This window comes from Pantoea dispersa, from assembly GCF_014155765.1.
Taxonomy (GTDB): Bacteria; Pseudomonadota; Gammaproteobacteria; order Enterobacterales; family Enterobacteriaceae; genus Pantoea; species Pantoea dispersa.
The window spans coordinates 94,074-115,928 of record NZ_SCKT01000010.1 but is presented as its reverse complement, the minus strand read 5'-3'; the positions used below and the strand labels follow the sequence as shown (position 1 = coordinate 115,928).

The following is a 21,855-nucleotide window of genomic DNA, read 5'->3' as shown; positions in this document are numbered from 1 at the left end:
TTAATGTTCTCTGGTATCAAAGGTTTTTGGCGGCACCGGATCGTCGCCACCCGGGTTCAAAGGGTGGCATTTTAATACGCGTTTAATCGTCAACCAACTGCCTTTTAACATGCCGAAGCGGCGTACAGCTTCCACCCCATACTGCGAGCAGGTGGGATGGAACCGGCAATGAGGTCCCAGCAGTGGGCTGATGGCGCGTTGATAAACGCGTATCAGGGCGATCAGGAGCCGCGCGCCAGGCGACAGTGACGACGCCATAATTTCTCCAACGCTTCCGTCAGTGCACGGTTATCGAGGTCAGCAATCCCTTTTTTCGCCACGATGACAAAATCCATCGGCGGCAGCTCGTGTTGACGCAAACGAAAGCTTTCGCGGGTCAATCGCTTGATCCGGTTGCGTTCATGGGCGCGTTTCACGTGCTTCTTGGCGACGGTAAGACCGATGCGGGGATGCCCCAGCGAATTAAGGCGGCCGAGGATGGTGATTTGCGGCGTGCCAGCCCGAAGAGGTTGCTGGAAGACGAAAGTGAAATGAGCGGGAGTTAACAAACGTAACTCCCTGGGAAATGCGAGCTTAACCACGAGGGTTAGCTTTTATTACTTAGAAACGGTCAGACGAGCACGGCCTTTAGCACGACGACGTGCCAGAACCTGACGACCATTTTTAGTAGCCATACGAGCACGGAAGCCGTGAGAACGGTTGCGCTTCAGTACGGACGGTTGAAAAGTGCGTTTCATGGCGATTTCTACCTAAACTTGAAAAATTTCACTGGGTGACGCGTTTTCGGGCCAGTAAAACGACCGACGCCTCAATGTGTCTTTAATAAAGAGGCGGGATTGTAATAATTGTACAGTCCGGAGTCAATTTACTTCGCTGGGCGCGAGACCTGAAAACTCTGATACAGCCCGCTAATTCCGGGCATCAAAGCTTCACGCGCCAATGCCGGGTGGGGAATTATACGGGCTATAAAGGAAAGCGCAAGGATCGTCCAGGATCTTCTTGCGATCGCCGCGCCGATCGTAACGGCAAAAATGCGAGCGCGGTGGAAAATTTCTCGCTTTCAGCCTGATCCCCGCTCGCTTTTTCCGCAGACGGCGTAAACTGATGCATGCCTGGACACCCTGTGGATAAAATGGATCAAAACTGTGTAGAAAGGGAAGATCTCTGAGGCGCTTTGCGCTATGATCCGCCCTTCCGCTGACGATCCTCCTTGCGATCGCCGGGGATGACTACCGCGGATAGCGGTCGCAGGCGCTTTCTGACCGCCTGTGTCAAAAAAGACAGTTTCTATTATTAGCGCCTGAAATTCTTATCGATTTTGTACGAGTGGAGTCCGCCGTGTCACTTACGCTTTGGCAACAGTGTCTTGCCCGTTTGCAGGATGAGCTTCCTGCCACCGAATTCAGCATGTGGATTCGTCCGCTGCAGGCTGAATTGAACGACAATACGCTGGCCTTGTATGCACCAAATCGGTTTGTACTCGACTGGGTTCGGGATAAATATCTCAATAGTATCAATGGGCTGCTGAATGAATTCTGCGGTGCGAACGTGCCGCTGCTGCGTTTTGAGGTCGGCACGCGCCCGGTTGCGCCGGTGGCTGCTACGCAACCCGCCATGGCCAGCAGCGTCAGCGCGCCCGCACCGGCTGAGAATCGTCCGGCACCGGCACAGCCGCTGCGCCCGAGCTGGGATTCGGTTCCGGCACCGGCTGATGTGACCTACCGCTCGAACGTGAATAACCGCCACAACTTCGACAACTTCGTTGAGGGTAAGTCCAACCAGCTGGCGCGCGCGGCGGCACGTCAGGTGGCGGATAATCCTGGCGGCGCTTATAACCCGCTATTCCTGTATGGCGGCACTGGCCTCGGTAAAACGCACCTGCTGCACGCGGTGGGCAACGGCATCATCGCGCGCAAGCCGAATGCCAAAGTGGTCTACATGCACTCCGAACGCTTCGTGCAGGATATGGTGAAAGCGCTGCAGAACAACGCCATCGAGGAGTTTAAGCGCTACTACCGTTCGGTGGACGCGCTGCTGATCGATGATATTCAGTTCTTTGCCAATAAAGAGCGCTCGCAGGAAGAGTTTTTCCACACCTTCAACGCGCTGCTGGAAGGTAATCAGCAGATCATCCTGACCTCGGATCGTTACCCGAAAGAGATCAACGGGGTGGAAGATCGTCTGAAATCACGCTTTGGCTGGGGATTAACCGTGGCGATCGAGCCGCCTGAGCTGGAGACGCGTGTCGCGATCCTGATGAAAAAGGCGGACGAAAACGACATCCGTCTGCCGGGCGAAGTGGCCTTCTTTATTGCCAAGCGTCTGCGCTCTAACGTGCGTGAGCTGGAAGGGGCACTGAATCGCGTGATTGCCAATGCCAACTTTACCGGCCGTGCCATCACCATCGATTTTGTGCGCGAAGCGCTGCGCGACCTGCTGGCGCTGCAGGAAAAGCTGGTGACCATCGACAACATCCAGAAGACGGTGGCCGAGTACTACAAAATTAAAGTGGCGGATTTGCTGTCGAAGCGCCGTTCGCGCTCGGTGGCGCGTCCGCGTCAAATGGCGATGGCGATGGCCAAAGAGCTCACCAACCACAGCCTGCCGGAAATTGGCGATGCGTTTGGTGGCCGTGACCATACCACCGTGCTTCATGCCTGCCGTAAAATCGAGCAGCTGCGTGAAGAGAGCCACGACATCAAAGAAGATTTCTCTAACCTCATTCGAACATTATCTTCCTGACGCATATGAAATTTATTGTTGAACGTGAGCAGTTGCTGAAGCCACTGCAACAGGTGAGTGGCCCGCTTGGCGGACGCCCGACGCTGCCGATCCTCGGAAATTTACTGCTGCAGGTGAATGAAGGCACGCTGCTGCTGACCGGTACCGATCTTGAGATGGAGATGGTGGCGCGCGTGGCGCTGACCCAGTCGCACGAACCGGGCGCGACAACCGTCCCGGCGCGTAAGTTTCTTGATATCTGCCGTGGTCTGCCTGAAGGCGCAGAGATCAGTCTGACGCTGGAAGGTGACCGCATGCTGGTGCGCTCCGGCCGCAGCCGCTTTTCGCTGTCGACGCTGCCAGCCAGCGACTTCCCGAATCTCGACGACTGGCAGAGCGAAGTGGAATTCACGTTGCCGCAGGCCACGCTCAAACGCCTGATTGAAGCCACGCAGTTCTCCATGGCGCATCAGGATGTGCGTTACTATCTCAACGGCATGCTGTTTGAGACCGAAGGCGAAGAGCTGCGCACCGTTGCCACTGACGGCCATCGCCTGGCGGTCTGTTCGATGCCTGTCGGACAGGCGCTGCCGAACCATTCGGTGATCGTACCGCGTAAAGGTGTGATTGAGCTGGTCCGTCTGCTGGACGGCGGTGAAACGCCGCTGCAGGTGCAGATTGGCAGCAGCAACATTCGCGCGCATGTCGGCGACTTCATCTTTACGTCGAAGCTGGTTGATGGCCGTTTCCCGGATTATCGCCGCGTGTTGCCGAAGAATCCTGACAAAGCGCTGGAAGCGGGCTGCGATCTGCTGAAACAGGCTTTTGCCCGCGCGGCAATCCTGTCGAACGAGAAGTTCCGCGGCGTTCGCATCTATATCACCGAAAATCAGCTGCGCATCACCGCCAATAACCCGGAGCAGGAAGAAGCAGAAGAGATGCTGGACGTGTCGTACAGCGGCACCGAGCTGGAGATTGGTTTTAACGTCAGCTACGTGCTGGATGTGCTGAACGCGCTGAAGTGCGAAAACGTGCGACTGCTGCTGACAGATTCGGTTTCCAGTGTGCAGATTGAAGATGTAGCCAGTCCGGCTGCGGCCTACGTCGTGATGCCCATGCGCCTGTGATCGTCTGGCGGGCTAACTTACTCGCTATTTTGCACCCGGGCAGTGCTCGCCCCTGGTCACATACTTCAGTATGCTCCCAGGGTCTGTGCGCTGGCCGTGCGCAAACTAGCTTCGCCGTTAACGCCCTCGATTGCAGGGTTAGGTGAACACCACTTCTTAATGCGCAGCTGGATTCGTTCATGGCTTTAACCCGCCTCCTGATTAAAGATTTTCGTAATATCGAGCAGGCCGATCTCACGCTGGCGCCGGGCTTTAATTTTCTTGTGGGCGCCAACGGCAGCGGTAAAACCAGCGTGCTGGAGGCGATTTATACGCTGGGCCACGGCCGCGCATTCCGCAGTTTGCAGGCCGGACGCGTAATTCGTCACGATCAGGACGCGTTTGTGTTGCACGGGCGGATTGAAGGCAGCGAGCGCGAGCTGGCGGTCGGCCTGAGTAAAAACCGCGCCGGCGACAGCAAAGTCCGCATCGACGGCAGCGACGGCCACAAAGTCGCCGAGCTGGCGCAGCTGCTGCCGATGCAGCTGATTACGCCAGAGGGGTTTACTTTGCTCAACGGCGGCCCCAAATACCGTAGAGCCTACATCGACTGGGGCTGCTTTCATGCTTATCCCGGTTTCTTTCTGGCCTGGAGCAATCTGCGTCGCCTGCTCAAACAGCGCAACGCGGCGCTGCGCCAGGTCGCGCGCTACAGCCAGATCCGGCCATGGGATCAGGAGCTGGTGCCGCTGGCAGAACAGATCAGCGCCTGGCGCGCTGAATACAGCGCAGCTATTGCCAGCGAAATCACCGCCACCTGCAGCCAGTTTTTACCGGAGTTTGCGCTGAGCTTCTCCTTCCAGCGCGGCTGGGACAAAGAGAGCGACTTCGGCGAGCTGCTGGAGCGCAACTTCGAGCGCGATCGTGCGCTCACCTACACCGCCAGCGGTCCGCACAAAGCCGATTTTCGGATTCGTGCTGAAGGAACGCCGGTGGAAGATTTACTCTCACGCGGTCAGTTAAAGCTGCTGATGTGTGCGTTGCGGTTAGCGCAGGGCGAGTACCTGACGCGCAGTAGCGGACGTCGCTGTTTATACCTTATTGACGACTTCGCCTCCGAGCTGGATGACACCCGTCGTCGCCTGCTGGCGGAACGCCTGAAAGCCACGCAGGCTCAGGTGTTTGTCAGCGCCATTGGTGTCGAGCATGTAATCGATATGAGTGACGAAAAGGGCAAGATGTTCCGCGTGGAACAGGGTAAAATAGCGGTTCAACCTGAAGATTAAATGAGCGAGAAACGTTGATGTCGAATTCTTATGACTCCTCAAGTATCAAAGTCCTGAAAGGGCTTGATGCGGTACGCAAACGCCCGGGTATGTACATCGGCGATACGGATGACGGCACCGGTCTGCATCACATGGTATTCGAGGTCGTGGATAACGCCATCGACGAAGCGCTCGCCGGCCACTGTAGTGATATCGTGGTCACCATCCATGCCGACAACTCTGTCTCCGTACAGGATGACGGCCGTGGTATTCCGACCGGTATCCACCCGGAAGAGGGCGTCTCTGCTGCCGAAGTGATCATGACCGTACTGCATGCCGGCGGTAAGTTTGATGACAACTCTTATAAAGTTTCCGGTGGTCTGCACGGCGTCGGCGTATCGGTGGTGAACGCCCTGTCGCAGAAGCTGGAACTGACCATTCGTCGCGACGGCAAAGTGCATCAGCAAACCTACGTGCACGGTGTGCCGCAGGCGCCACTGGCGGTGACCGGCGATACCGACGCTACCGGTACGCGCGTGCGTTTCTGGCCGAGCCACGATACGTTCACCAACGTCACCGATTTTGAATATGAAATCCTGGCGAAGCGTCTGCGCGAACTGTCATTCCTTAACTCCGGCGTGTCGATTCGCCTGGAAGACAAGCGCGACGATAAAAACGACCATTACCACTACGAAGGTGGTATCAAAGCGTTTGTTGAATATCTCAACCGCAACAAGAACCCGATTCACCCGAATGTGTTCTACTTCTCCACCGAAAAAGACGGTATCGGCGTTGAAGTTGCGCTGCAGTGGAACGACGGTTTCCAGGAAAACATCTACTGCTTCACCAACAATATTCCGCAGCGCGACGGCGGAACGCACCTTGCCGGTTTCCGCGCGGCGATGACGCGTACGCTCAACGCCTACATGGATAAAGAAGGTTACAGCAAAAAAGCCAAAGTCAGCGCTACCGGTGACGACGCGCGTGAAGGGCTGGTGGCAGTGGTTTCGGTCAAGGTGCCGGATCCGAAATTCTCTTCTCAGACCAAAGACAAGCTGGTCTCTTCCGAGGTGAAATCGGCGGTGGAACAGCAGATGAACGAACTGCTGAGCGAATACCTGCTGGAAAATCCGTCTGACGCCAAAATCGTGGTCGGCAAAATTATCGATGCCGCGCGTGCGCGTGAAGCCGCACGTCGTGCACGTGAAATGACCCGCCGTAAAGGCGCGCTGGACCTGGCGGGCCTGCCGGGCAAGCTGGCGGACTGTCAGGAGCGCGATCCGGCGCTGTCTGAAATCTACCTGGTGGAGGGTGACTCTGCAGGCGGTTCCGCCAAGCAGGGACGTAACCGTAAGAACCAGGCGATTCTGCCGCTGAAAGGTAAAATCCTTAACGTGGAGAAAGCGCGTTTCGACAAAATGCTCTCTTCACAGGAAGTTGCCACGCTGATCACCGCACTGGGCTGCGGTATCGGCCGCGATGAGTACAACCCGGACAAGTTGCGCTATCACAGCATCATCATCATGACCGATGCGGACGTCGATGGTTCGCACATCCGTACGCTGCTGCTGACCTTCTTCTATCGCCAGATGCCGGAAATCATCGAGCGTGGCCACGTCTACATCGCGCAGCCACCGCTGTACAAGGTGAAGAAGGGCAAGCAGGAGCAGTACATTAAAGATGACGACGCGATGGACCAGTATCAGATTGCCATCGCGCTGGACGGCGCAACGCTGCACACCAACGCCAGCGCACCGGCGCTGGGCGGCGAGCCGCTGGAAAGCCTGGTGGCGGAATACAACAGCACCCAGAAGATGATCAAGCGTATGGAGCGCCGCTTCCCGTCTGCGCTGCTGCGCGCGCTGGTTTATCATCCAACCCTGAGCGATCTCAGCGATCAGACAGCAGTGACCGCATGGCTGGAGAGCCTGGTGGCTTACCTGAACGAGCGCGAAGCGCATGGCAGCAGCTATGTGGCACAGGTGCGGGAAAACCGCGAACAGCAGCGCTTTGAGCCGGTGCTGCGCGTGCGTACTCACGGTGTTGATACCGATTATCCGCTGGACAGCGAGTTCATTGACGGCGCGGAATACCGCAAAATCTGTGCACTCGGCGCGCACCTGCGTGGTTTGATTGAAGAGGATGCCTATATCGAGCGCGGCGAGCGCCGTCAGCCGGTTGCCAGCTTCGAGCAGGCAATTGACTGGCTGGTGAAAGAGTCGCGCCGCGGTCTGTCAGTGCAGCGCTATAAAGGTCTGGGCGAGATGAACCCGGATCAGCTGTGGGAAACCACCATGGATCCGGACAGCCGCCGCATGCTGCGCGTCACCATCAAAGACGCCATCGCCGCCGACCAGCTGTTCACCACGCTGATGGGCGATGCGGTTGAACCGCGCCGCGCCTTCATCGAAGAGAACGCGCTGAAAGCCGCCAACATCGATATCTGATATCGCAAAACCCTTCCCAAACGGAAGGGTTTTTTGTTTTAATCACCGCTATTAATTCCCTCCTGAGCACCAACCTCTTTGTTCGCAACGCATCTTCCGCTGCCGATTAACTGGTCAATGTGAGCTGAATCGCGCTAGCATTAAAGCCAGACCCTGAATTAACCGAGGACGTTATGGCGATAAAACTGATTGCGATCGATATGGACGGCACGCTGCTGAATCCGCAGCACGAAATCACGGCGGGCGTCAAAGCGGCGATTGGTCGGGCGCGGGATAAAGGTGCGTCGATCGTGCTGGCCACCGGACGCCCGTTTGTTGGTGTGGAGCGCTACCTGATGGAGCTGGATCTGCGTCAGCCGGGGCAGTATTGCATCAGCAACAATGGCGCACTGGCGCACAGCGCGGACAGCGGTGAGGTGGTGGCCGAGAAGACGCTTGGCTTTGATGACTATCTCTACCTGGAACAGCTGGCGCGCGACCTTGGGGTACATTTTCAGGCGTTCGACAAATCCTTCCTCTACACGCCAAATAAAGACATCAGCGAATACACCATCCACGAAGCCAGCCTGACCGGCATTCCGGTGCGTTATCGCGCCGTTGAAGAGATGGATCCGGCGACGCGCTTCCCGAAACTGATGATGATCGACAAACCGGAACTACTGGATAAAGCCATCGCCGCCTTACCGGCGCGCGCCCGCGACAGTTATACCATTCTGAAAAGTGCACCTTACTATCTCGAAATCCTTAATCCGCTGGTCAACAAAGGCTACGGCGTAAAAATGCTGGCGGAGAAACTCGGCCTGCAGCCGTCAGAAGTGATGGCGATTGGCGATCAGGAAAACGATCTGGCGATGATTGAATACGCCGGCACCGGCGTGGCGATGGGCAATGCGATTGATTCCGTGAAGCAGATTGCGCAGTTCGTGACGAAGACCAATATGGAAGATGGTGTCGCGCACGCCATTGAAGAGCTAGTGCTGTAACCCTCCTCTAATGCGGGCGGCGTTCTGCTGCCCGTCACTTCTCTGCTGAATTTTTTACTGCCAGTGCGCCGATAGGTTGTCTGTTTTGTGATCCATATTGTAGTACAAACAATACATATGGTACTACAATCTCCGCTGCAGGATGCGTCAGGGATTGGGCTTTGCACTACGAAAGCAGTAATCTGATTTCTCACGCCTTTCATGGAATTGAACACTATGACGCAGGAACCACTGAGTAAAACAGAGCGCATCATCCAGACGCTGGGTGAAGAGATTGTGGCCGGAAAATATGTGCCGGGCGCCGCGCTGCCGGCGGAAGCGGAGCTGTGCGAGCGATTTTCAACCTCGCGCAATATTATCCGCGAAGTGTATCGCTCCCTGATGGCTAAACGCCTGATGGAGATGAAGCGCTATCGCGGCGCGTTTGTCACTTCACGTAACCAGTGGAACTATCTCGACAGCGATGTACTGCAGTGGGCGCTGGCGCACGATCACGATCCGCGCCTGATTGCGGCCATGAATGAGGTGCGCGTGCTGGTGGAGCCGCAGATTGCGCGCTGGTCGGCCGAGCGGGCAACGTCGACCGATCTGGCGGCGATTGAGCTGGCCTACAACGAGATGGTGGCCAACCACCTCAACCGTGATGCCTTTAACGACGCAGATATCCGCTATCACGAAGCGGTGATGGCCTCGGTGCATAACCCGGTGCTGCAGCAGCTCAATGTGGCGATCAGCCAGCTGCAAAAAGCGGTGTTTGCGCAAACCTACATGGCGGACTCCGGCAATATGCCGCGCACGTTAGCCGAACATAAAGCGCTGTTCGATGCCATTCGCCACCAGGATGGCGATGCGGCGGAACAGGCGGCGAAGGCGATGATTGCCAGCTCAACCGCCCGACTCAAGGAGATTTTGTGACGCGTTATATCGCCATTGACTGGGGCTCCACCAACCTGCGCGCCTGGTATTACCGCGCCGGTGAATGCGTCGATGAGCGCCGTTCGGAAGCGGGCGTGACGCGCCTCGGCGACCGCACGCCTGCTCAGGTGTTTGCCACCATTACCGACGGCTGGCCGGTGGCCGAAGTCCCGGTGATCATGGCCGGTATGGTGGGCAGCAACGCTGGCTGGCTGGCAGTGCCTTATCTCGCCTGTCCGGTGGCGCTCAATGCATTAAGCGATCGCCTGACCTGCGTGGAAGGAAAAGCGTGGATTGTGCCGGGACTGAGCGTCGAACGTGACGACAACTACAACGTAATGCGCGGTGAAGAAACCCAGCTGCTCGGCGCGGTCACGCTGCAGCCTGCGCCGCTGTATGTCATGCCAGGCACACACGCCAAGTGGGTGCAGATGGAGCAGGATCGCGTCATCGATTTCCGCACCGTGATGACCGGCGAGCTACACCATTTACTGCTGAAGCAGTCGCTGATTGGCGCCGGTTTACCCGCGCAGGAAGCCTCTCCGGACGCGTTCCGGGACGGTTTGCAGATTGGCAGCCACGACCGCTCAATTCTGGCGCGCCTGTTTGAAGTGCGTGCCGCCCACGTGCTCGGCGCGCGCGATCGGCGCCATATCAGTGATTTTCTCTCTGGCCTGTTAATCGGCCATGAAGTGGCGCAAATGACGCAGCAGTTAACGCATAGCCGCCAGCCGATTGTCATTATCGCCGGCAGCGCGCTGGCACAGCGTTATCAGCAGGCGCTGGCCTTTATCGGAACAGATTCAGTCACGCTGGAGGGCGATCGCGCTTTCCAGCACGGAATAAGGAGTATTGCGCATGTCCTGGCCCACTAAACTTCCGCTGATCGCCATTCTGCGTGGCATCACGCCGGATGAAGCTGAAGCGCACGTCGCGGCGTTAATCGACGCCGGTTTCGATGCGATTGAAATTCCGCTCAACTCGCCAGAGTGGGCGAAAAGTATCGGCGCGATGGTGCAAACCTTCGGCGATAAAGCGCTGATCGGTGCCGGCACCGTGCTGCAGGCGACGCAGGTCGATCAGCTGGCGGCGCTCAACAGCAAGCTGGTGGTGACGCCCAATACCGATGCTGCGGTGATTCGCCAGGCCGTGGCGCACGGCATGCTGGTAGCCGCAGGCTGTGCCACCGCCAGCGAAGCCTTTACCGCGCTGCAGGCTGGGGCGCAGGCGCTGAAAATTTTCCCGTCGTCGGCGTTTGGTCCGGGCTACATCAAAGCGCTGAAAGCGGTGCTGCCGCCGGAGGTGCCGGTCTTTGCCGTGGGCGGCGTCACGCCGGAAAACCTGCATGAATTTATCGCCGCCGGTTGCGTCGGGGCTGGCCTGGGCAGCGATCTCTATCGCGCCGGTCAGCCGCTGTCGCGCACCGTGGAGAAGGCCCGCGCATTTATTGCTGCCTATAAGGACGCTGTACGATGAAAATTACGAAACTGACCACTTATCGCCTGCCGCCGCGCTGGATGTTCCTGAAAATCGAAACCGACGAAGGCATCATCGGCTGGGGCGAGCCGGTGATTGAAGGGCGCGCGCGCAGCGTCGAAGCGGCGGTGCATGAGCTGTCGGAATATCTGATTGGGCAGGATCCGGCGCGGATTAATGATCTGTGGCAGGTGATGTATCGCGGCGGTTTTTACCGCGGCGGCCCGATTTTAATGAGCGCCATTGCCGGTATCGATCAGGCGCTGTGGGATATTAAAGGCAAAGCGCTGGGCGTGCCGGTGTATCAGCTGCTGGGCGGTCTGGTGCGTGACAGCATCAAAGCCTATAGCTGGGTAGGCGGCGATCGTCCGGCTGAAGTGATTGATGGCATTAAGAAATTACGTGGTATCGGCTTTGATACCTTCAAACTCAACGGCTGTGAAGAGATGGGCATCATTGACAATTCACGTCAGGTCGATGCCGCTGTTAACACCGTAGCGCAGATCCGCGAAGCCTTTGGCAATGATATTGAGTTTGGCCTCGATTTCCACGGTCGCGTCAGCGCGCCGATGGCCAAAGTGCTGATCAAAGAGCTGGAGCCGTATCGTCCGCTGTTTATTGAAGAACCGGTGCTGGCCGAGCAGGCAGAATACTATCCGCGCCTGGCGGCGCAGACCCATCTGCCGATTGCCGCAGGCGAACGCATGTTCTCCCGCTTCGAGTTTAAGCGCGTGCTGGAAGCCGGTGGGCTGGCGATTCTGCAGCCGGATCTGTCGCACGCTGGCGGCATCACCGAATGCTACAAAATCGCGGCGATGGCCGAGTCCTATGACGTGGCGCTGGCGCCGCACTGTCCGCTGGGGCCAATTGCGCTGGCTGCCTGTCTGCATGTCGACTTCGTGTCGCGTAACGCGGTGTTCCAGGAGCAGAGCATGGGCATTCACTATAATCAGGGCGCTGAACTGCTCGATTACGTGATCAATAAAGATGATTTTAAAATGGATGACGGCCATTTCTATCCATTAAATAAACCCGGTCTCGGTGTGGAAATTAATGAAGAGCTGGTGATTGCGCGCAGTAAAAATGCGCCAGACTGGCGCAACCCATTATGGCGCTTTCCGGATGGATCGGTAGCCGAGTGGTAATGGCGGTGGTATTGCGCCCGGTCGCTGCGTTTACCGCTTTATAACAGCGCCGATTATCAGGCGATTAAACATCTGACTATTTAAACCATGTGCGGGATATATAAGGCACAGGGCAGCGCTCAACCTGTTTTCACCGCGCTGCCAGTTTACCGCTGCTGCGGCTTTTATCTTCGATAACCTTACCCTGCGTTGGCTGCGGCGTGTTTCGGCACGTCCGCCAGCTGACTTCTGACGGAGAAACACCATGGATCTCTCTGCTGTTCAGGCGAAACCTACGCGTCGCCGTTATATTACGCTGCTGATGATTTTTATTACGGTGGTGATTTGTTATGTCGATCGCGCTAATTTAGCCGTGGCCTCGGCGCATATTCAGCAGGAATTTGGCATCAGCAAAGCAGAAATGGGGTATGTGTTTTCTGCTTTTGCCTGGTTATATACCCTGTGCCAGATTCCCGGCGGCTGGTTTCTCGATCGCGTAGGTTCACGCCTGACCTATTTTATCGCTATTCTCGGCTGGTCGGTGGCGACATTATTGCAGGGATTCGCCAGCGGCTTATTATCGCTGATAGGTCTGCGCGCCATTACCGGTATTTTTGAAGCGCCGGCTTTCCCGACCAATAATCGCCTGGTCACCAGCTGGTTCCCGGAACAGGAGCGCGCTTCGGCCGTCGGTTTTTACACCTCCGGTCAGTTTGTCGGCCTGGCGTTTCTCACGCCGCTGCTGATCTGGATTCAGGAACTGCTGAGCTGGCACTGGGTGTTTATCATCACCGGCGGGATTGGCATTGTCTGGTCGCTGGTGTGGATGAAGGTTTATCAGGCGCCGAGCCAGAGCAAAGGCATCAATCAGGCCGAGCTGGATTACATTCGTGCCGGTGGCGCGATGGTCGACGGCGATGCGCCCGGCGAGAAAAAAGCACGCGTTAAACTCACCGCGGCCGACTGGAAACTGGTGTTTCATCGCAAGCTGTGCGGCGTGTATCTCGGCCAGTTCGCGGTGACCTCAACGCTGTGGTTTTTCCTTACCTGGTTCCCCAACTACCTGACGCAGGAGAAACATATTGCCGCGCTGACGGCCGGCTTTATGACTACCGTGCCGTTTCTCGCCGCCTTTGTTGGCGTGATCCTCTCCGGGATGGTGGCCGATCGTCTGGTGCGCAGTGGTCGCTCGCTCGGTTTTGCCCGCAAGACGCCGATCATCTGCGGCCTGCTGATCTCCACCTGCATTATGGGCGCAAACTACACCAACGATCCGCTGTGGATTATGGTGCTGATGGCGCTGGCCTTTTTCGGCAACGGGTTCGCGTCCATCACCTGGTCGCTGGTCTCGTCGCTGGCGCCGGTACGCCTGATCGGCCTGACCGGCGGCATGTTTAACTTTATCGGCGGCCTCGGTGGCATCACGGTACCGCTGGTGGTGGGGTATCTGGCGCAGGATTACGGCTTTGCGCCCGCGCTGGTGTACATCTCCGCCGTTGCGCTGATTGGCGCGCTCTCTTACATCCTGCTGGTGGGGGATGTGCAGCGCGTGGGCTAAGCTTCCGGGTGCGCATGCCTGCGCACCCGCATTAGCTGCTCAGCTTTTGCTTAACTGAACGGCATCACGTAATTTGTCCGGCAACGGTTACATCTGAGGTTGCCCCATGTCAGAAAAACAGCTCACCTTTACTCAGCGCCATCATCAGCTGACCAATATCAACGTCTGGACCGCCGACAGCCAGTGGCTGGCATTTGATGTGCGCCCGTCCGGCGCCTCGTTTACCAGCCTGACCATTGAGCGCGTCAACGTGCACAGCGGCGCGGTCGAGGTGTTGTATCAGGCGCGCGATGGTGCGCACGTCGGCGTGGTGACCGTGAGTCCGGATCTGCCGCCGCGCTATGTCTGTATTCATGGGCCGGAGCATCCCGATGCGCACTGGCATTATAACTTTCATCACCGGCGCGGCGTGATTGTTCAGCAGGGCATCGCAGAGAACCTCGACGCCTGCGATATCACCGCGCCCTATACGCCGGGTGCACTGCGTGGTGGCTCGCACGTGCATGTGTTCAGTCCGGATGGCTCGCGGCTGAGCTTTACCTATAACGATCATGTGATGAATGAGCGCGATGTGCGTGACGACCTGCGCAACGTCGGCGTGGCGGTGCCGCTGCATCCGGTGTGCCCGCCAAAACAGCATCCGCGCGAATATGACGGCAGCCACTACTGCGTGCTGGTAAGCCACACCCGGCGCGATCCACAACCGGGCAGCGATCAGATTGACCGCGCCTATGAAGAGTGCTGGATTGGCGCGCGCGGCTATCAGAAAGCGGACGGCAGCTGGCAGCGCTGGGCCATCGCCTTTATCGGCGATACGCGCAATGCCAGTGGTGAAAAAGTGCCGGAAGTGTTTGTGGTCGATCTGCCTGAGGCGCTGGCGGACTATGCCAGAGCCGGCAATGCTCCGCTGCAGGGCACGGCAGAGCAGCTGCCGGCACCGCCGGCTGGCGTGCAGCAGCGGCGGATCACGTACGGTAAAGGGCTGGCGCTGCAGCCGCGCCACTGGTTGCGTGCTGCGCCGGATGGCAGCGCGATCGCCTTTTTGCAGGCTGACGAGCAGGGCATTGTGCAGCTGTGGACAGTCTCACCCAACGGTGGCGCGGCGCGTCAGATCACCTCACTGCGCAGCAGCATTCAGTCTGCTTTCAGCTGGCAGCCGGACGGCGCGGCCATCGCCTTTATCTGTGATAACAGCGTGATGCGTTGTGAGATAGCCAGCGGACAGTGTACGCGCCTTACCGCGCGCAGCGCGCAACCGCCGGGCGGCGACGCGGTGGTGTGGTCGCCGGACGGGAAGCAGATCGCCTACATGCGCGAGGTTGACGGCTGGCGACAGCTGTTCTGCGTCAGTGCGATTCCGCCGGCATAGCCGCCGCAGTGGCCAGGCTGGCCTGGGTGCCAGCCATCTTCTCGCTCTGCAGCACGCGTTCGCGCGGCGAATCTTTGGTTTTATCGTCGTCGGCGCGGAAGTAATCCCACGGCAGCAGCAGCGTATCCATCACCGCCGAGAAGGGCAGATCGATCAGCGCCAGCGGTTTAATCGCCCAGCTGGTATTGTCATCGGTCAGCATCTCTGCGCTGGCGCGCGTGCCGGGGTAGTAACCCTGACTGGCACCGGTATGCGACATCACACTGGAGCAGCCTGATGTGGCACAGGCGCAGCAGACCAGCAGGCCGGTGAGCGGAAAGCGTTTCATCATTTTCATCATCATCATCCCTACAGTCATGGCATGGCCCTGGCTGGAGTGTGTCACCTGACATCCGCATAACTCTGTGGTTATGTCCTTCCCGTCAGGCGAGGCGTCCCCTGAGTGTATGCCATATCGTCAGAATTGCTGCAAAAAAAAGCGCATTGCCCCTTGAAAGCGACCTGAGCGCACCCATCTTTAAGCTACGGTCACGACGCGGTCGCCGACAGGGACACCGACGGGCCGGACAACCTGTCCATGGTGGAAGGTTGCCAAAACTTGCTGATTATCAGGAGTCTTATTATGCGTAACTTTGATCTCTCTCCGCTTTATCGTTCTGCTATTGGTTTCGACCGTCTGTTTAACCTGCTTGAGTCCAATCAAAACCAGGCTAACGGCGGCTACCCTCCGTACAATGTCGAGCTGGTAGACGAAAACCACTATCGCATCACCATTGCCGTCGCCGGCTTTGCGCAGAGCGAACTGGATATCACCGCCCATGACAACATGCTGGTGGTGCGCGGCGCCCACCCTGAAGAGCAGCAGGAACGTAAATACCTGTACCAGGGCATCGCAGAACGTAACTTCGAACGCAAATTCCAGCTGGCCGATCACATCGTGGTGCGCGATGCGCGTCTCGAACTGGGCCTGCTGAGTATCGATCTGGAACGCATCGTCCCGGAAGAGGCGAAACCACGCCGGATTGAAATCCTGAAATAAGGCTAACGAAGTAAAGAAAAACGCCGCTGCAACGCGGCGTTTTTTTATGGCTGCATCATCAGGTACGTACCAGCAGGCGCTGGCTCACCATACCGCCGAACACATTCACCAGTAGCCCGAGAATGATCACCGACGCGCCGAGAATCTCCTGTGCCGACAGAGTTTCACCGAGGATCAGCGCGGCGCTGAGAATGCCGACCACCGGCACCAGCAGCGACAGCGGCGCCACGCGCCAGGTTTCGTAGCGGCTGAGCAGATTGCCCCAGATGGCGTAGCCAATGATGGTGGCGAAAAACGCCAGATAGAGCAGCGCCAGCACCGTCTGCAGCGAAATATCCAGCAGGCTGGTGACAATGGCGGATTCGCCCTCGAACCACCACGAACAGGCAAAGAACGGTGCAATCGGCACCAGCGCGCTCCACACCACCAGCGACATCACCGGCACCTTGCGGTTGCGCAGGATAATCTTGTTAGTGATATTGCCCAGCCCCCACGACAGCGCCGCCGCCAGCGTCAGCATCATGGTGGTCAGCGTGATGCCCGCGGTTGTCTGGCCCTCCATACCGGCGGTTGCCAGCATAAACATGCCGAGCGTGGCGACCAGAATGCCGGCGATGTGGTTCCAGCGCAGCTTCTCGGCCAGCAGCAGTGCGCCGAGCAGCAGGGTGAAAAATGCCTGCGCCTGCAGCACCAGCGAAGCCAGCCCGGCTGGCATGCCAAGCTTTATGGCGAGGAACAGAAACGCGAACTGACCAAAGCTGATGGTCATGCCATACACCACCAGCCAGCGCAGCGGAATTGCCGGACGACGCACGAAAAAGATCGCCGGAAACGCCACCAGCGTAAAACGCAGTCCCGCCAGCAAAAAGGGCGGCATGCCCTGCAAACCCAGCTTAATCACCACAAAATTTACGCCCCACGCCACCACGACGCACAGGGCTAACAACATATCTTTCACGGACATACGCATTCCTCAGCGCGGCAATCAGGCGGTTGCCGTCACCGGTGTGGCGATCTCTGCACCGCAGTCGTCGCCGATCAGTCGAAAATAATCATCCACATCCAAAGCTACCGAGCGGTCCAGCGCGCCGGCGTTAAACCACAGCGTCCCGACATCACGCAGCCGCGCATCCACGCGCAGCGCCAGTCGGTCATCAAAACTAAACGGCGGCACCGCGCCCATCACGCACTGCGTCAGCGCTTGTGCCTGCTCAGGGGTGGCAAACGTCGACTTCTTACCGCCAATGGCACGTGCGGCGTGTTTGAAGTTGATTTTGCAGTCGCCGGGTACGATCGCCAGCAGATAGCGCGGCGCGGCGCCGTCCGGCATAGTGACTTCCAGCACCATCGCTTTGGCCGCCTGCTGGAGATCGTTTCCGCGGATAGCGCTGATCACCTCGGTCTGGCCGATGGCCTCATGCTCCACCACGCGGTAGCGGGCCTGCTGCGCATCCAGCAGCGCAATCACTTTGTCATAGGTTGTCATACTGTCTTCCTCGTCTAAGGCCGGGATTAACTCCAGGCAATGGCGTGCTTCATTTTTTTGTCGGTCAGGCCAAAGAAAAAGCCCATGGTGATGCGCGTGTCGCCCTCAACGCGATCGATTTCATGATAAAACGCGGGATTAAACAGATAGATATCGCCACTGCGCGGCGCGAACTCGCAGGTCTCGCTGCCGGCGATGACGCCGCTCTGGTAGCCCAGCTCGCCGGGCGTTTTAAAGCGCTCGTCTTCCGGCTGCCATTTCTTATTGAAGATGCGCAGCGCGCCGCCGGCGTTGCACTCCTGCAGGCACACGACGCAGCTCAGCTGATGCAGAATGTGCGTCACCGCCAGACCGCTGCCAGCGGCATCGCGCACGATGTTGTCGTTATGCAGCGGATTCGCGACGCCGTCAGCGTGGAAACGCACAATCGAGCCGGCGTAATCACCCAGTGCCGGTTCGGTGGCGGTTTGCAGACTCTCAAGGCGCAGCGCATGCTGCACCCAGTGGTAAATCTGCGCGCGCAGGTCGTGCAGCGAGGCCGGCAGCGCCGGCTGGATGTCGCGCAGTTCGGTGAAATAGTTTTCCGGCGCGGCGGTATGCTTCGCCAGATACGGGCCGAGCGTGGTCAGCGCGCCATTTGGATAGTGAGAAACCCGTACCTGCTCGCGGCACTGCTGCAGATCAGCCACCACCGCGTTGCGCACCTCTGGCGTGAGGAAATTGCGCAGCACCAGCAGCGGCACGCGCGCGGTGACGATGTCATCCAGCCAGGTGCTTTCGACGAACATATTGGGGTTAATGACGCGAATCTGATTGAAAATGGCCATGGGTTCACTCTCCAAAAGGAATTTCATGAAGTTCATGGTTGCTCATACGGTGCCATGCTGACGCCGTGCCCAGTGTTGAAATAGGTTCAGAGGAGATAAAGGTGCTGTTGTTCTGCTGACAACGATGCAGGGTGAAATAGTCGGGGTAAGGCGTGTCATCAGGATGCCATTGCCACGCCCAGGCCTTCTCGCGGGTGACGAAAATGGCGTTCGCCGCGCTGCCACCTGGCGCCACCCGGGCCATTTTTTCGCGCAGATAGTCGCGGGTGAAATCGGCGGGCGTGACGCGGTCGACGATATATTCCAGATATTCAGCGGAATCAAAGCGCGACTGCGCCATGCCCAGCTGCGCATAGACGGTCGGCAAAAAGCCGTTGTGCATCATGTACCACTGGGTGGTGCCGCTGGTGCGCCGCAGCGGATGGGAGAACGCAATGCCCTGGTTTTTGCTGAGCGTGGCGTGACGCACGTGCACCGCCAGAAAGCGGCTGTGCTGCATGCGCGTGACGTCAATGCCTGGCAGTGCTTCGGCAAAGGTGCCGGTGCCATGCAGCGTACGGATCTGACCGTGCTCCAGCCACAGACAGCCCCAGCCGTTGGGATGTTGTTTAATCGGGCCATCATGCGCGGCGGTTTCACCGCAGCTCATGGCGCGTGCGGCGTCCAGTACCGCAGCGGCGTCAAACTGGCCGTGTGCCAGAATCATTCTGCACATAGTAAATCTCTCCGTGAGGTCAAAGCGGGAACAGCAAGAAGGGCGTGAAACACCGCCAGAATTTCGTCGCGACTGGCGGCAGGCAGACGCAGCGTGGCGAGAATCCCGGCGTGGCGCGTCAGATCGGCGTACAGCGATGAGCGCGGCGAGACCTCCAGCGCCGGTAAGTTGAGCGGCGGTAACAGCTGGCCGCGCTGGTGGTCGGCAATCCAGCGCTCGGCGGCGTCATACTGCAGCCGCTGGCGCAACCGCAGCCGGCCGACGGCCTGTGACGGTGAAGCGAAGTGCAGTTCAGGCAGGCCGCGTCCGGCTTCAACCTGAAAGGCCACCTCGGCCCAGTTGATGCCGGTGACCTCTTCCACCAGGTTCACCACGCCCATGCCGGACAGGCGAAAGCCCATTTCGAGAAAGTGCGGTTCGCCGTTCACCATAATGAAATCAATGTGGAAAGCGCCGCGCCGATAGCCGAAGGTTTCACAGCAGAAGCTCATCAGGCTGGTGAAGGCGGCGGGCAGCTGCTGCGCCGCCATCGCCACATGGCCGGATTCGTAAAAGCTGATACAGCCGTCGGCCTCGGTATGCTGCTCAATCACCTTCTGGCAGCAGGTCAGCGCTACCGCGTGTCCATTCTCCACCACGCCCTGCAGCGAATATTCGTCGCCGGCCAGCCAGCTTTCGACGATAAAGCCGGTAAAGCCGCGTCCGCCATAGTTCATGGTGTCGAGCAGCCGGGCAATCACCGCATCCAGCTGGCTGGCCTCTTCCACCAGCCAGATGCCCAGCCCGCCGCCGCCGTCGACCGGTTTGATCACGCAGGGGTAGAGCAGCGCATCCCGCGCATCGCCAATGCTGAGCGGTGAGGCAAAAAAGCGAAACTCCGGCTGTGGAAAACGCGGCCAGGCTTTGCGCAGCGCCATGCGCTGAGCATATTTATCCGGCGGGATAAAACCCGGACCGGCATCCGGGCCGGCCAGCAGTTCACGCACCCGGCCAGCGCTGGCGTTGTAAGCCTCAAAACCGGCCAGCACCACCTGTGGATGCTCCAGCAGACCGGCGTGCAGACAGGCATTGAGGACATCCCACGGGTTTTCCGGGCGATCGAGACGCACAATCAGATCGAACGGCAGGGCGATGCTGAGCGATTGATAGTCGACAAAATCCCCCATTTCGGCCAGTACGGTAAAATAGCCTTCGCGTTTTGCCACCGCGCAGTAGGGATTTTGCCCGTCGCGCGTGGCGCCAATCTGCAGAAAAATCTTTCTCATCGCATCGCCTTACCGGGTTAACGCCCGGAAATCACTTCAGTAACGATGTCCTGTAACGCACCGTTGTTAACCTGAATCACCGCTTTGTGCGGGTCGAAACGCAACACGCGCGACAGCGCATCGCCGCGTGCGCCGTCCAGCAGCGAACTCACCGCCGCGCTGCGCCAGCAGTGCCGCATCTGCGCCACGCTGAGGCCAGACAGCTGCGTGAGCTGCTGCGCCAGCGCCACATCCTCGCTCTCTCCGCTCAGCAAGGCGCGCACCGCGGCTTCCTCCGGCGCGGCCGGCAGCTGCAGCAGCCAGGCTTTCAGCTGCTGGCCGGCGGCGATAAACGGTGAATAGATCATGCATACCAGCTGGGTTTCACTGAGGCCGAAAGCGTCGAGTGCGAACTGCGCGGCGCGCTGGCGTGCGCGGGCAATCGCGGCATCGTCCTGATAGCGCGCGGCCATCTCATCGATCAGCTGCGGCGGAAAGTCCTTCTGCACCATCAGGCCGAGCGCAAAGCGCACATATTCGCGAATGCCTTCGGCGTAGCTGCGCTGCAACAGCGTCTCCGCACGCAGACCGCGAATATGTGCCATTAACGTCGGGTTGCCGCAGTCCGACTCGGAGAAGCTGAACATCAGCTCATCGAAGCGGAAATGCATGAATTCGGTCAGCAGCGCCCAGTGCGCGCCAGCCTCATAAGCGGTGTCCTGATAGATGTTGAAGAACAGCGGGTCGCGCGCCAGCTGCCAGGTAATGCGATGTGCCGGCGTGACCTGGTCAGCGCCGTAAATGTCGGCGAAGTAGCGCGCCGCCACGCCGTCCAGCGTGTGCAGAAAGCCGCTGAAGCCGCGCGATTTATCGGCCATTGGCGCATCAAACAGTTTTGACAAGTGGCGCGCCCACGCAAGGTAAGCGGTCTGTTCCTGCGGCGAATCGCCGGTGATGATCACATCGACGCCGCCATCGTAATGCGCCGCCAGGCCAAACGAATTCACCATACTCAGGTTGCAGGCGTTGCAGAAGGTGGAGCGCGCGTCGGCACGGAAGCGGTGACCATTCATCAGCACATCGTCGCGGTTCTGCTGACGCACGCTCTGCGGCATCGGCAAATGGCGATCGAAGGGACGAATCTGCAGCCCGTCGGTCACCAGGCACTCGGTGAACGCGTCGTCATGGATACGCAGCGCACGATAGACGCGGTCGATGTTTTCCATCACGCTGTCGTTCATGGCGGCATGGCGGTTAGTGCTGATGCGCAGCTGAAACGTGCTGTTGCGCTGTTGCCAGATTAATCCCTGAATGTAACGTACGTAGGCCACCATATAGCTGCTGTCTTTGCCGCCGCCATAGGCCAGCAGTACGCGGTTACGTTCGGGATGGTCGGGATCGGGCAGGGCGGCGAGCAGTCGCTGAGCACAGTGCTGGGCTGAATCGAGAATCGCGGGCGTCAGGTATTCTTCAATTTCACTCATCATCGCGGACAGATTATTCATTTTTCACTTCATCCTTTGGCTAATAAAATCGCCGCTGCCGTGCGGGCGACAACGGGCTGGAAAACGGGCCACGAA

At 58.6% G+C, this 21,855-nt stretch carries 22 protein-coding genes; 12 read left to right on the top strand and 10 right to left on the bottom strand.

What is annotated here, in order from left to right; translation table 11 throughout:
- Genes yidD through rpmH form a run of 3 tightly spaced genes read right to left on the bottom strand, consistent with a single transcriptional unit; the run spans position 1 to position 737 of the window.
- The gene (yidD, locus tag H7K56_RS20950; RefSeq protein ID WP_071813586.1) at positions 1–258 is read right to left on the bottom strand and encodes a membrane protein insertion efficiency factor YidD; all 258 of its coding nucleotides are present in this window, start codon (positions 256–258) and stop codon (positions 1–3) included.
- Positions 222–581: a ribonuclease P protein component gene (gene rnpA, locus H7K56_RS20945; RefSeq protein ID WP_040679622.1), complete on the bottom strand. Its 360-nt coding sequence runs from the start codon at positions 579–581 to the stop codon at positions 222–224. The genes yidD and rnpA overlap by 37 nt, the downstream gene beginning before the upstream one ends.
- A gap of 15 nt (positions 582–596) precedes the next feature.
- Positions 597–737, bottom strand: coding sequence for a 50S ribosomal protein L34 (gene rpmH, locus H7K56_RS20940; RefSeq protein WP_000831330.1), 141 nt, complete (start codon positions 735–737; stop codon positions 597–599).
- Positions 738–1,338: 601 nt separating this feature from the next.
- On the opposite strand from rpmH, the gene dnaA reads away from it, so the two are divergent.
- The 11 genes from dnaA (at position 1,339) to H7K56_RS20885 (ending at position 14,964) form a co-directional block, all read left to right on the top strand.
- Positions 1,339–2,742 (top strand): chromosomal replication initiator protein DnaA, encoded by a 1,404-nt coding sequence (gene dnaA / locus H7K56_RS20935; RefSeq protein WP_031279599.1) that lies wholly within the window; start codon positions 1,339–1,341, stop codon positions 2,740–2,742.
- Between the two features lie 5 nt (positions 2,743–2,747).
- Positions 2,748–3,848 (top strand): DNA polymerase III subunit beta, encoded by a 1,101-nt coding sequence (gene dnaN, locus H7K56_RS20930; protein WP_150361081.1) that lies wholly within the window; start codon positions 2,748–2,750, stop codon positions 3,846–3,848.
- A gap of 179 nt (positions 3,849–4,027) precedes the next feature.
- Positions 4,028–5,113: a DNA replication/repair protein RecF gene (recF, locus tag H7K56_RS20925; protein ID WP_058758201.1), complete on the top strand. Its 1,086-nt coding sequence runs from the start codon at positions 4,028–4,030 to the stop codon at positions 5,111–5,113.
- 17 nt (positions 5,114–5,130) lie between these two features.
- Complete coding sequence (gene gyrB / locus H7K56_RS20920; RefSeq protein WP_058758200.1) at positions 5,131–7,539, top strand: DNA topoisomerase (ATP-hydrolyzing) subunit B; 2,409 nt, start codon at positions 5,131–5,133, stop codon at positions 7,537–7,539.
- A 173-nt stretch (positions 7,540–7,712) separates the two neighbouring features.
- Positions 7,713–8,522, top strand: a complete 810-nt coding sequence (gene yidA / locus H7K56_RS20915; protein ID WP_127833469.1) for a sugar-phosphatase — start codon at positions 7,713–7,715, stop codon at positions 8,520–8,522.
- Positions 8,523–8,738: 216 nt separating this feature from the next.
- The gene (locus H7K56_RS20910; protein WP_058770730.1) at positions 8,739–9,437 is read left to right on the top strand and encodes a FadR/GntR family transcriptional regulator; all 699 of its coding nucleotides are present in this window, start codon (positions 8,739–8,741) and stop codon (positions 9,435–9,437) included.
- Complete coding sequence (locus tag H7K56_RS20905; protein WP_058758195.1) at positions 9,434–10,312, top strand: 2-dehydro-3-deoxygalactonokinase; 879 nt, start codon at positions 9,434–9,436, stop codon at positions 10,310–10,312. The genes H7K56_RS20910 and H7K56_RS20905 overlap by 4 nt, the downstream gene beginning before the upstream one ends.
- The gene (locus tag H7K56_RS20900; protein WP_021506907.1) at positions 10,296–10,913 is read left to right on the top strand and encodes a 2-dehydro-3-deoxy-6-phosphogalactonate aldolase; all 618 of its coding nucleotides are present in this window, start codon (positions 10,296–10,298) and stop codon (positions 10,911–10,913) included. Before H7K56_RS20905 ends, H7K56_RS20900 begins: the two co-directional genes overlap by 17 nt.
- The gene (dgoD, locus tag H7K56_RS20895; protein ID WP_058758194.1) at positions 10,910–12,058 is read left to right on the top strand and encodes a galactonate dehydratase; all 1,149 of its coding nucleotides are present in this window, start codon (positions 10,910–10,912) and stop codon (positions 12,056–12,058) included. The genes H7K56_RS20900 and dgoD overlap by 4 nt, the downstream gene beginning before the upstream one ends.
- 244 nt (positions 12,059–12,302) lie before the next feature.
- Positions 12,303–13,595 carry an MFS transporter gene (locus H7K56_RS20890; protein WP_058770733.1) on the top strand — a complete coding sequence of 431 codons (1,293 nt, stop codon included), beginning with the start codon at positions 12,303–12,305 and terminating at the stop codon, positions 13,593–13,595.
- A 106-nt stretch (positions 13,596–13,701) separates the two neighbouring features.
- On the top strand, positions 13,702–14,964 hold the full coding sequence (locus H7K56_RS20885; protein ID WP_150361082.1) for a YidR family protein: 1,263 nt from the start codon (positions 13,702–13,704) through the stop codon (positions 14,962–14,964).
- Here H7K56_RS20885 and H7K56_RS20880 read toward each other — a convergent pair.
- Positions 14,942–15,301, bottom strand: a complete 360-nt coding sequence (locus H7K56_RS20880; RefSeq protein WP_040679624.1) for a YceK/YidQ family lipoprotein — start codon at positions 15,299–15,301, stop codon at positions 14,942–14,944. The two genes, H7K56_RS20885 and H7K56_RS20880, sit on opposite strands and share 23 nt — an antisense overlap.
- A 285-nt stretch (positions 15,302–15,586) precedes the next feature.
- On the opposite strand from H7K56_RS20880, the gene ibpA reads away from it, so the two are divergent.
- Positions 15,587–16,003 carry a small heat shock chaperone IbpA gene (ibpA, locus tag H7K56_RS20875; RefSeq protein WP_010617843.1) on the top strand — a complete coding sequence of 139 codons (417 nt, stop codon included), beginning with the start codon at positions 15,587–15,589 and terminating at the stop codon, positions 16,001–16,003.
- Positions 16,004–16,061: 58 nt separating this feature from the next.
- Here ibpA and H7K56_RS20870 read toward each other — a convergent pair whose 3' ends face one another.
- The 6 genes from H7K56_RS20870 to H7K56_RS20845 are packed head-to-tail and all read right to left on the bottom strand — an operon-like array spanning position 16,062 to position 21,780.
- Positions 16,062–16,967 carry an EamA family transporter gene (locus H7K56_RS20870; RefSeq protein ID WP_021506902.1) on the bottom strand — a complete coding sequence of 302 codons (906 nt, stop codon included), beginning with the start codon at positions 16,965–16,967 and terminating at the stop codon, positions 16,062–16,064.
- Between the two features lie 21 nt (positions 16,968–16,988).
- A complete protein-coding gene (locus H7K56_RS20865) occupies positions 16,989–17,489 on the bottom strand; it encodes a YbaK/EbsC family protein (protein WP_058775617.1) in 501 nt (166 codons plus the stop codon).
- A gap of 26 nt (positions 17,490–17,515) precedes the next feature.
- A complete protein-coding gene (locus tag H7K56_RS20860; protein ID WP_104094314.1) occupies positions 17,516–18,316 on the bottom strand; it encodes a 2OG-Fe(II)-dependent halogenase WelO5 family protein in 801 nt (266 codons plus the stop codon).
- A gap of 4 nt (positions 18,317–18,320) precedes the next feature.
- On the bottom strand, positions 18,321–19,031 hold the full coding sequence (locus tag H7K56_RS20855; RefSeq protein WP_104094313.1) for a class II glutamine amidotransferase: 711 nt from the start codon (positions 19,029–19,031) through the stop codon (positions 18,321–18,323).
- Positions 19,019–20,296, bottom strand: a complete 1,278-nt coding sequence (locus tag H7K56_RS20850; RefSeq protein ID WP_058758188.1) for an ATP-grasp domain-containing protein — start codon at positions 20,294–20,296, stop codon at positions 19,019–19,021. Before H7K56_RS20850 ends, H7K56_RS20855 begins: the two co-directional genes overlap by 13 nt.
- Positions 20,297–20,313: 17 nt before the next feature.
- Entirely contained in the window at positions 20,314–21,780 is a 1,467-nt protein-coding gene (locus H7K56_RS20845) for a hypothetical protein (RefSeq protein ID WP_059010250.1), read from the bottom strand.
- Positions 21,781–21,855: the final 75 nt, after the last annotated feature.

Coding starts and splice junctions, on each gene's coding strand:
- rpmH (WP_000831330.1), bottom strand. CDS start 737: ATGAAACGCACTTTTCAACCGTCCGTACTGAAGCGCAACCGTTCTCAC.
- H7K56_RS20910 (WP_058770730.1), top strand. CDS start 8,739: ATGACGCAGGAACCACTGAGTAAAACAGAGCGCATCATCCAGACGCTG.
- H7K56_RS20850 (WP_058758188.1), bottom strand. CDS start 20,296: ATGAGAAAGATTTTTCTGCAGATTGGCGCCACGCGCGACGGGCAAAAT.
- dnaN (WP_150361081.1), top strand. CDS start 2,748: ATGAAATTTATTGTTGAACGTGAGCAGTTGCTGAAGCCACTGCAACAG.
- H7K56_RS20855 (WP_104094313.1), bottom strand. CDS start 19,031: ATGTGCAGAATGATTCTGGCACACGGCCAGTTTGACGCCGCTGCGGTA.
- recF (WP_058758201.1), top strand. CDS start 4,028: ATGGCTTTAACCCGCCTCCTGATTAAAGATTTTCGTAATATCGAGCAG.
- yidA (WP_127833469.1), top strand. CDS start 7,713: ATGGCGATAAAACTGATTGCGATCGATATGGACGGCACGCTGCTGAAT.
- H7K56_RS20885 (WP_150361082.1), top strand. CDS start 13,702: ATGTCAGAAAAACAGCTCACCTTTACTCAGCGCCATCATCAGCTGACC.
- H7K56_RS20880 (WP_040679624.1), bottom strand. CDS start 15,301: ATGAAAATGATGAAACGCTTTCCGCTCACCGGCCTGCTGGTCTGCTGC.
- H7K56_RS20860 (WP_104094314.1), bottom strand. CDS start 18,316: ATGGCCATTTTCAATCAGATTCGCGTCATTAACCCCAATATGTTCGTC.
- ibpA (WP_010617843.1), top strand. CDS start 15,587: ATGCGTAACTTTGATCTCTCTCCGCTTTATCGTTCTGCTATTGGTTTC.
- H7K56_RS20900 (WP_021506907.1), top strand. CDS start 10,296: ATGTCCTGGCCCACTAAACTTCCGCTGATCGCCATTCTGCGTGGCATC.
- gyrB (WP_058758200.1), top strand. CDS start 5,131: ATGTCGAATTCTTATGACTCCTCAAGTATCAAAGTCCTGAAAGGGCTT.
- H7K56_RS20870 (WP_021506902.1), bottom strand. CDS start 16,967: ATGTCCGTGAAAGATATGTTGTTAGCCCTGTGCGTCGTGGTGGCGTGG.
- H7K56_RS20865 (WP_058775617.1), bottom strand. CDS start 17,489: ATGACAACCTATGACAAAGTGATTGCGCTGCTGGATGCGCAGCAGGCC.
- yidD (WP_071813586.1), bottom strand. CDS start 258: ATGGCGTCGTCACTGTCGCCTGGCGCGCGGCTCCTGATCGCCCTGATA.
- dgoD (WP_058758194.1), top strand. CDS start 10,910: ATGAAAATTACGAAACTGACCACTTATCGCCTGCCGCCGCGCTGGATG.
- H7K56_RS20890 (WP_058770733.1), top strand. CDS start 12,303: ATGGATCTCTCTGCTGTTCAGGCGAAACCTACGCGTCGCCGTTATATT.
- H7K56_RS20845 (WP_059010250.1), bottom strand. CDS start 21,780: ATGAATAATCTGTCCGCGATGATGAGTGAAATTGAAGAATACCTGACG.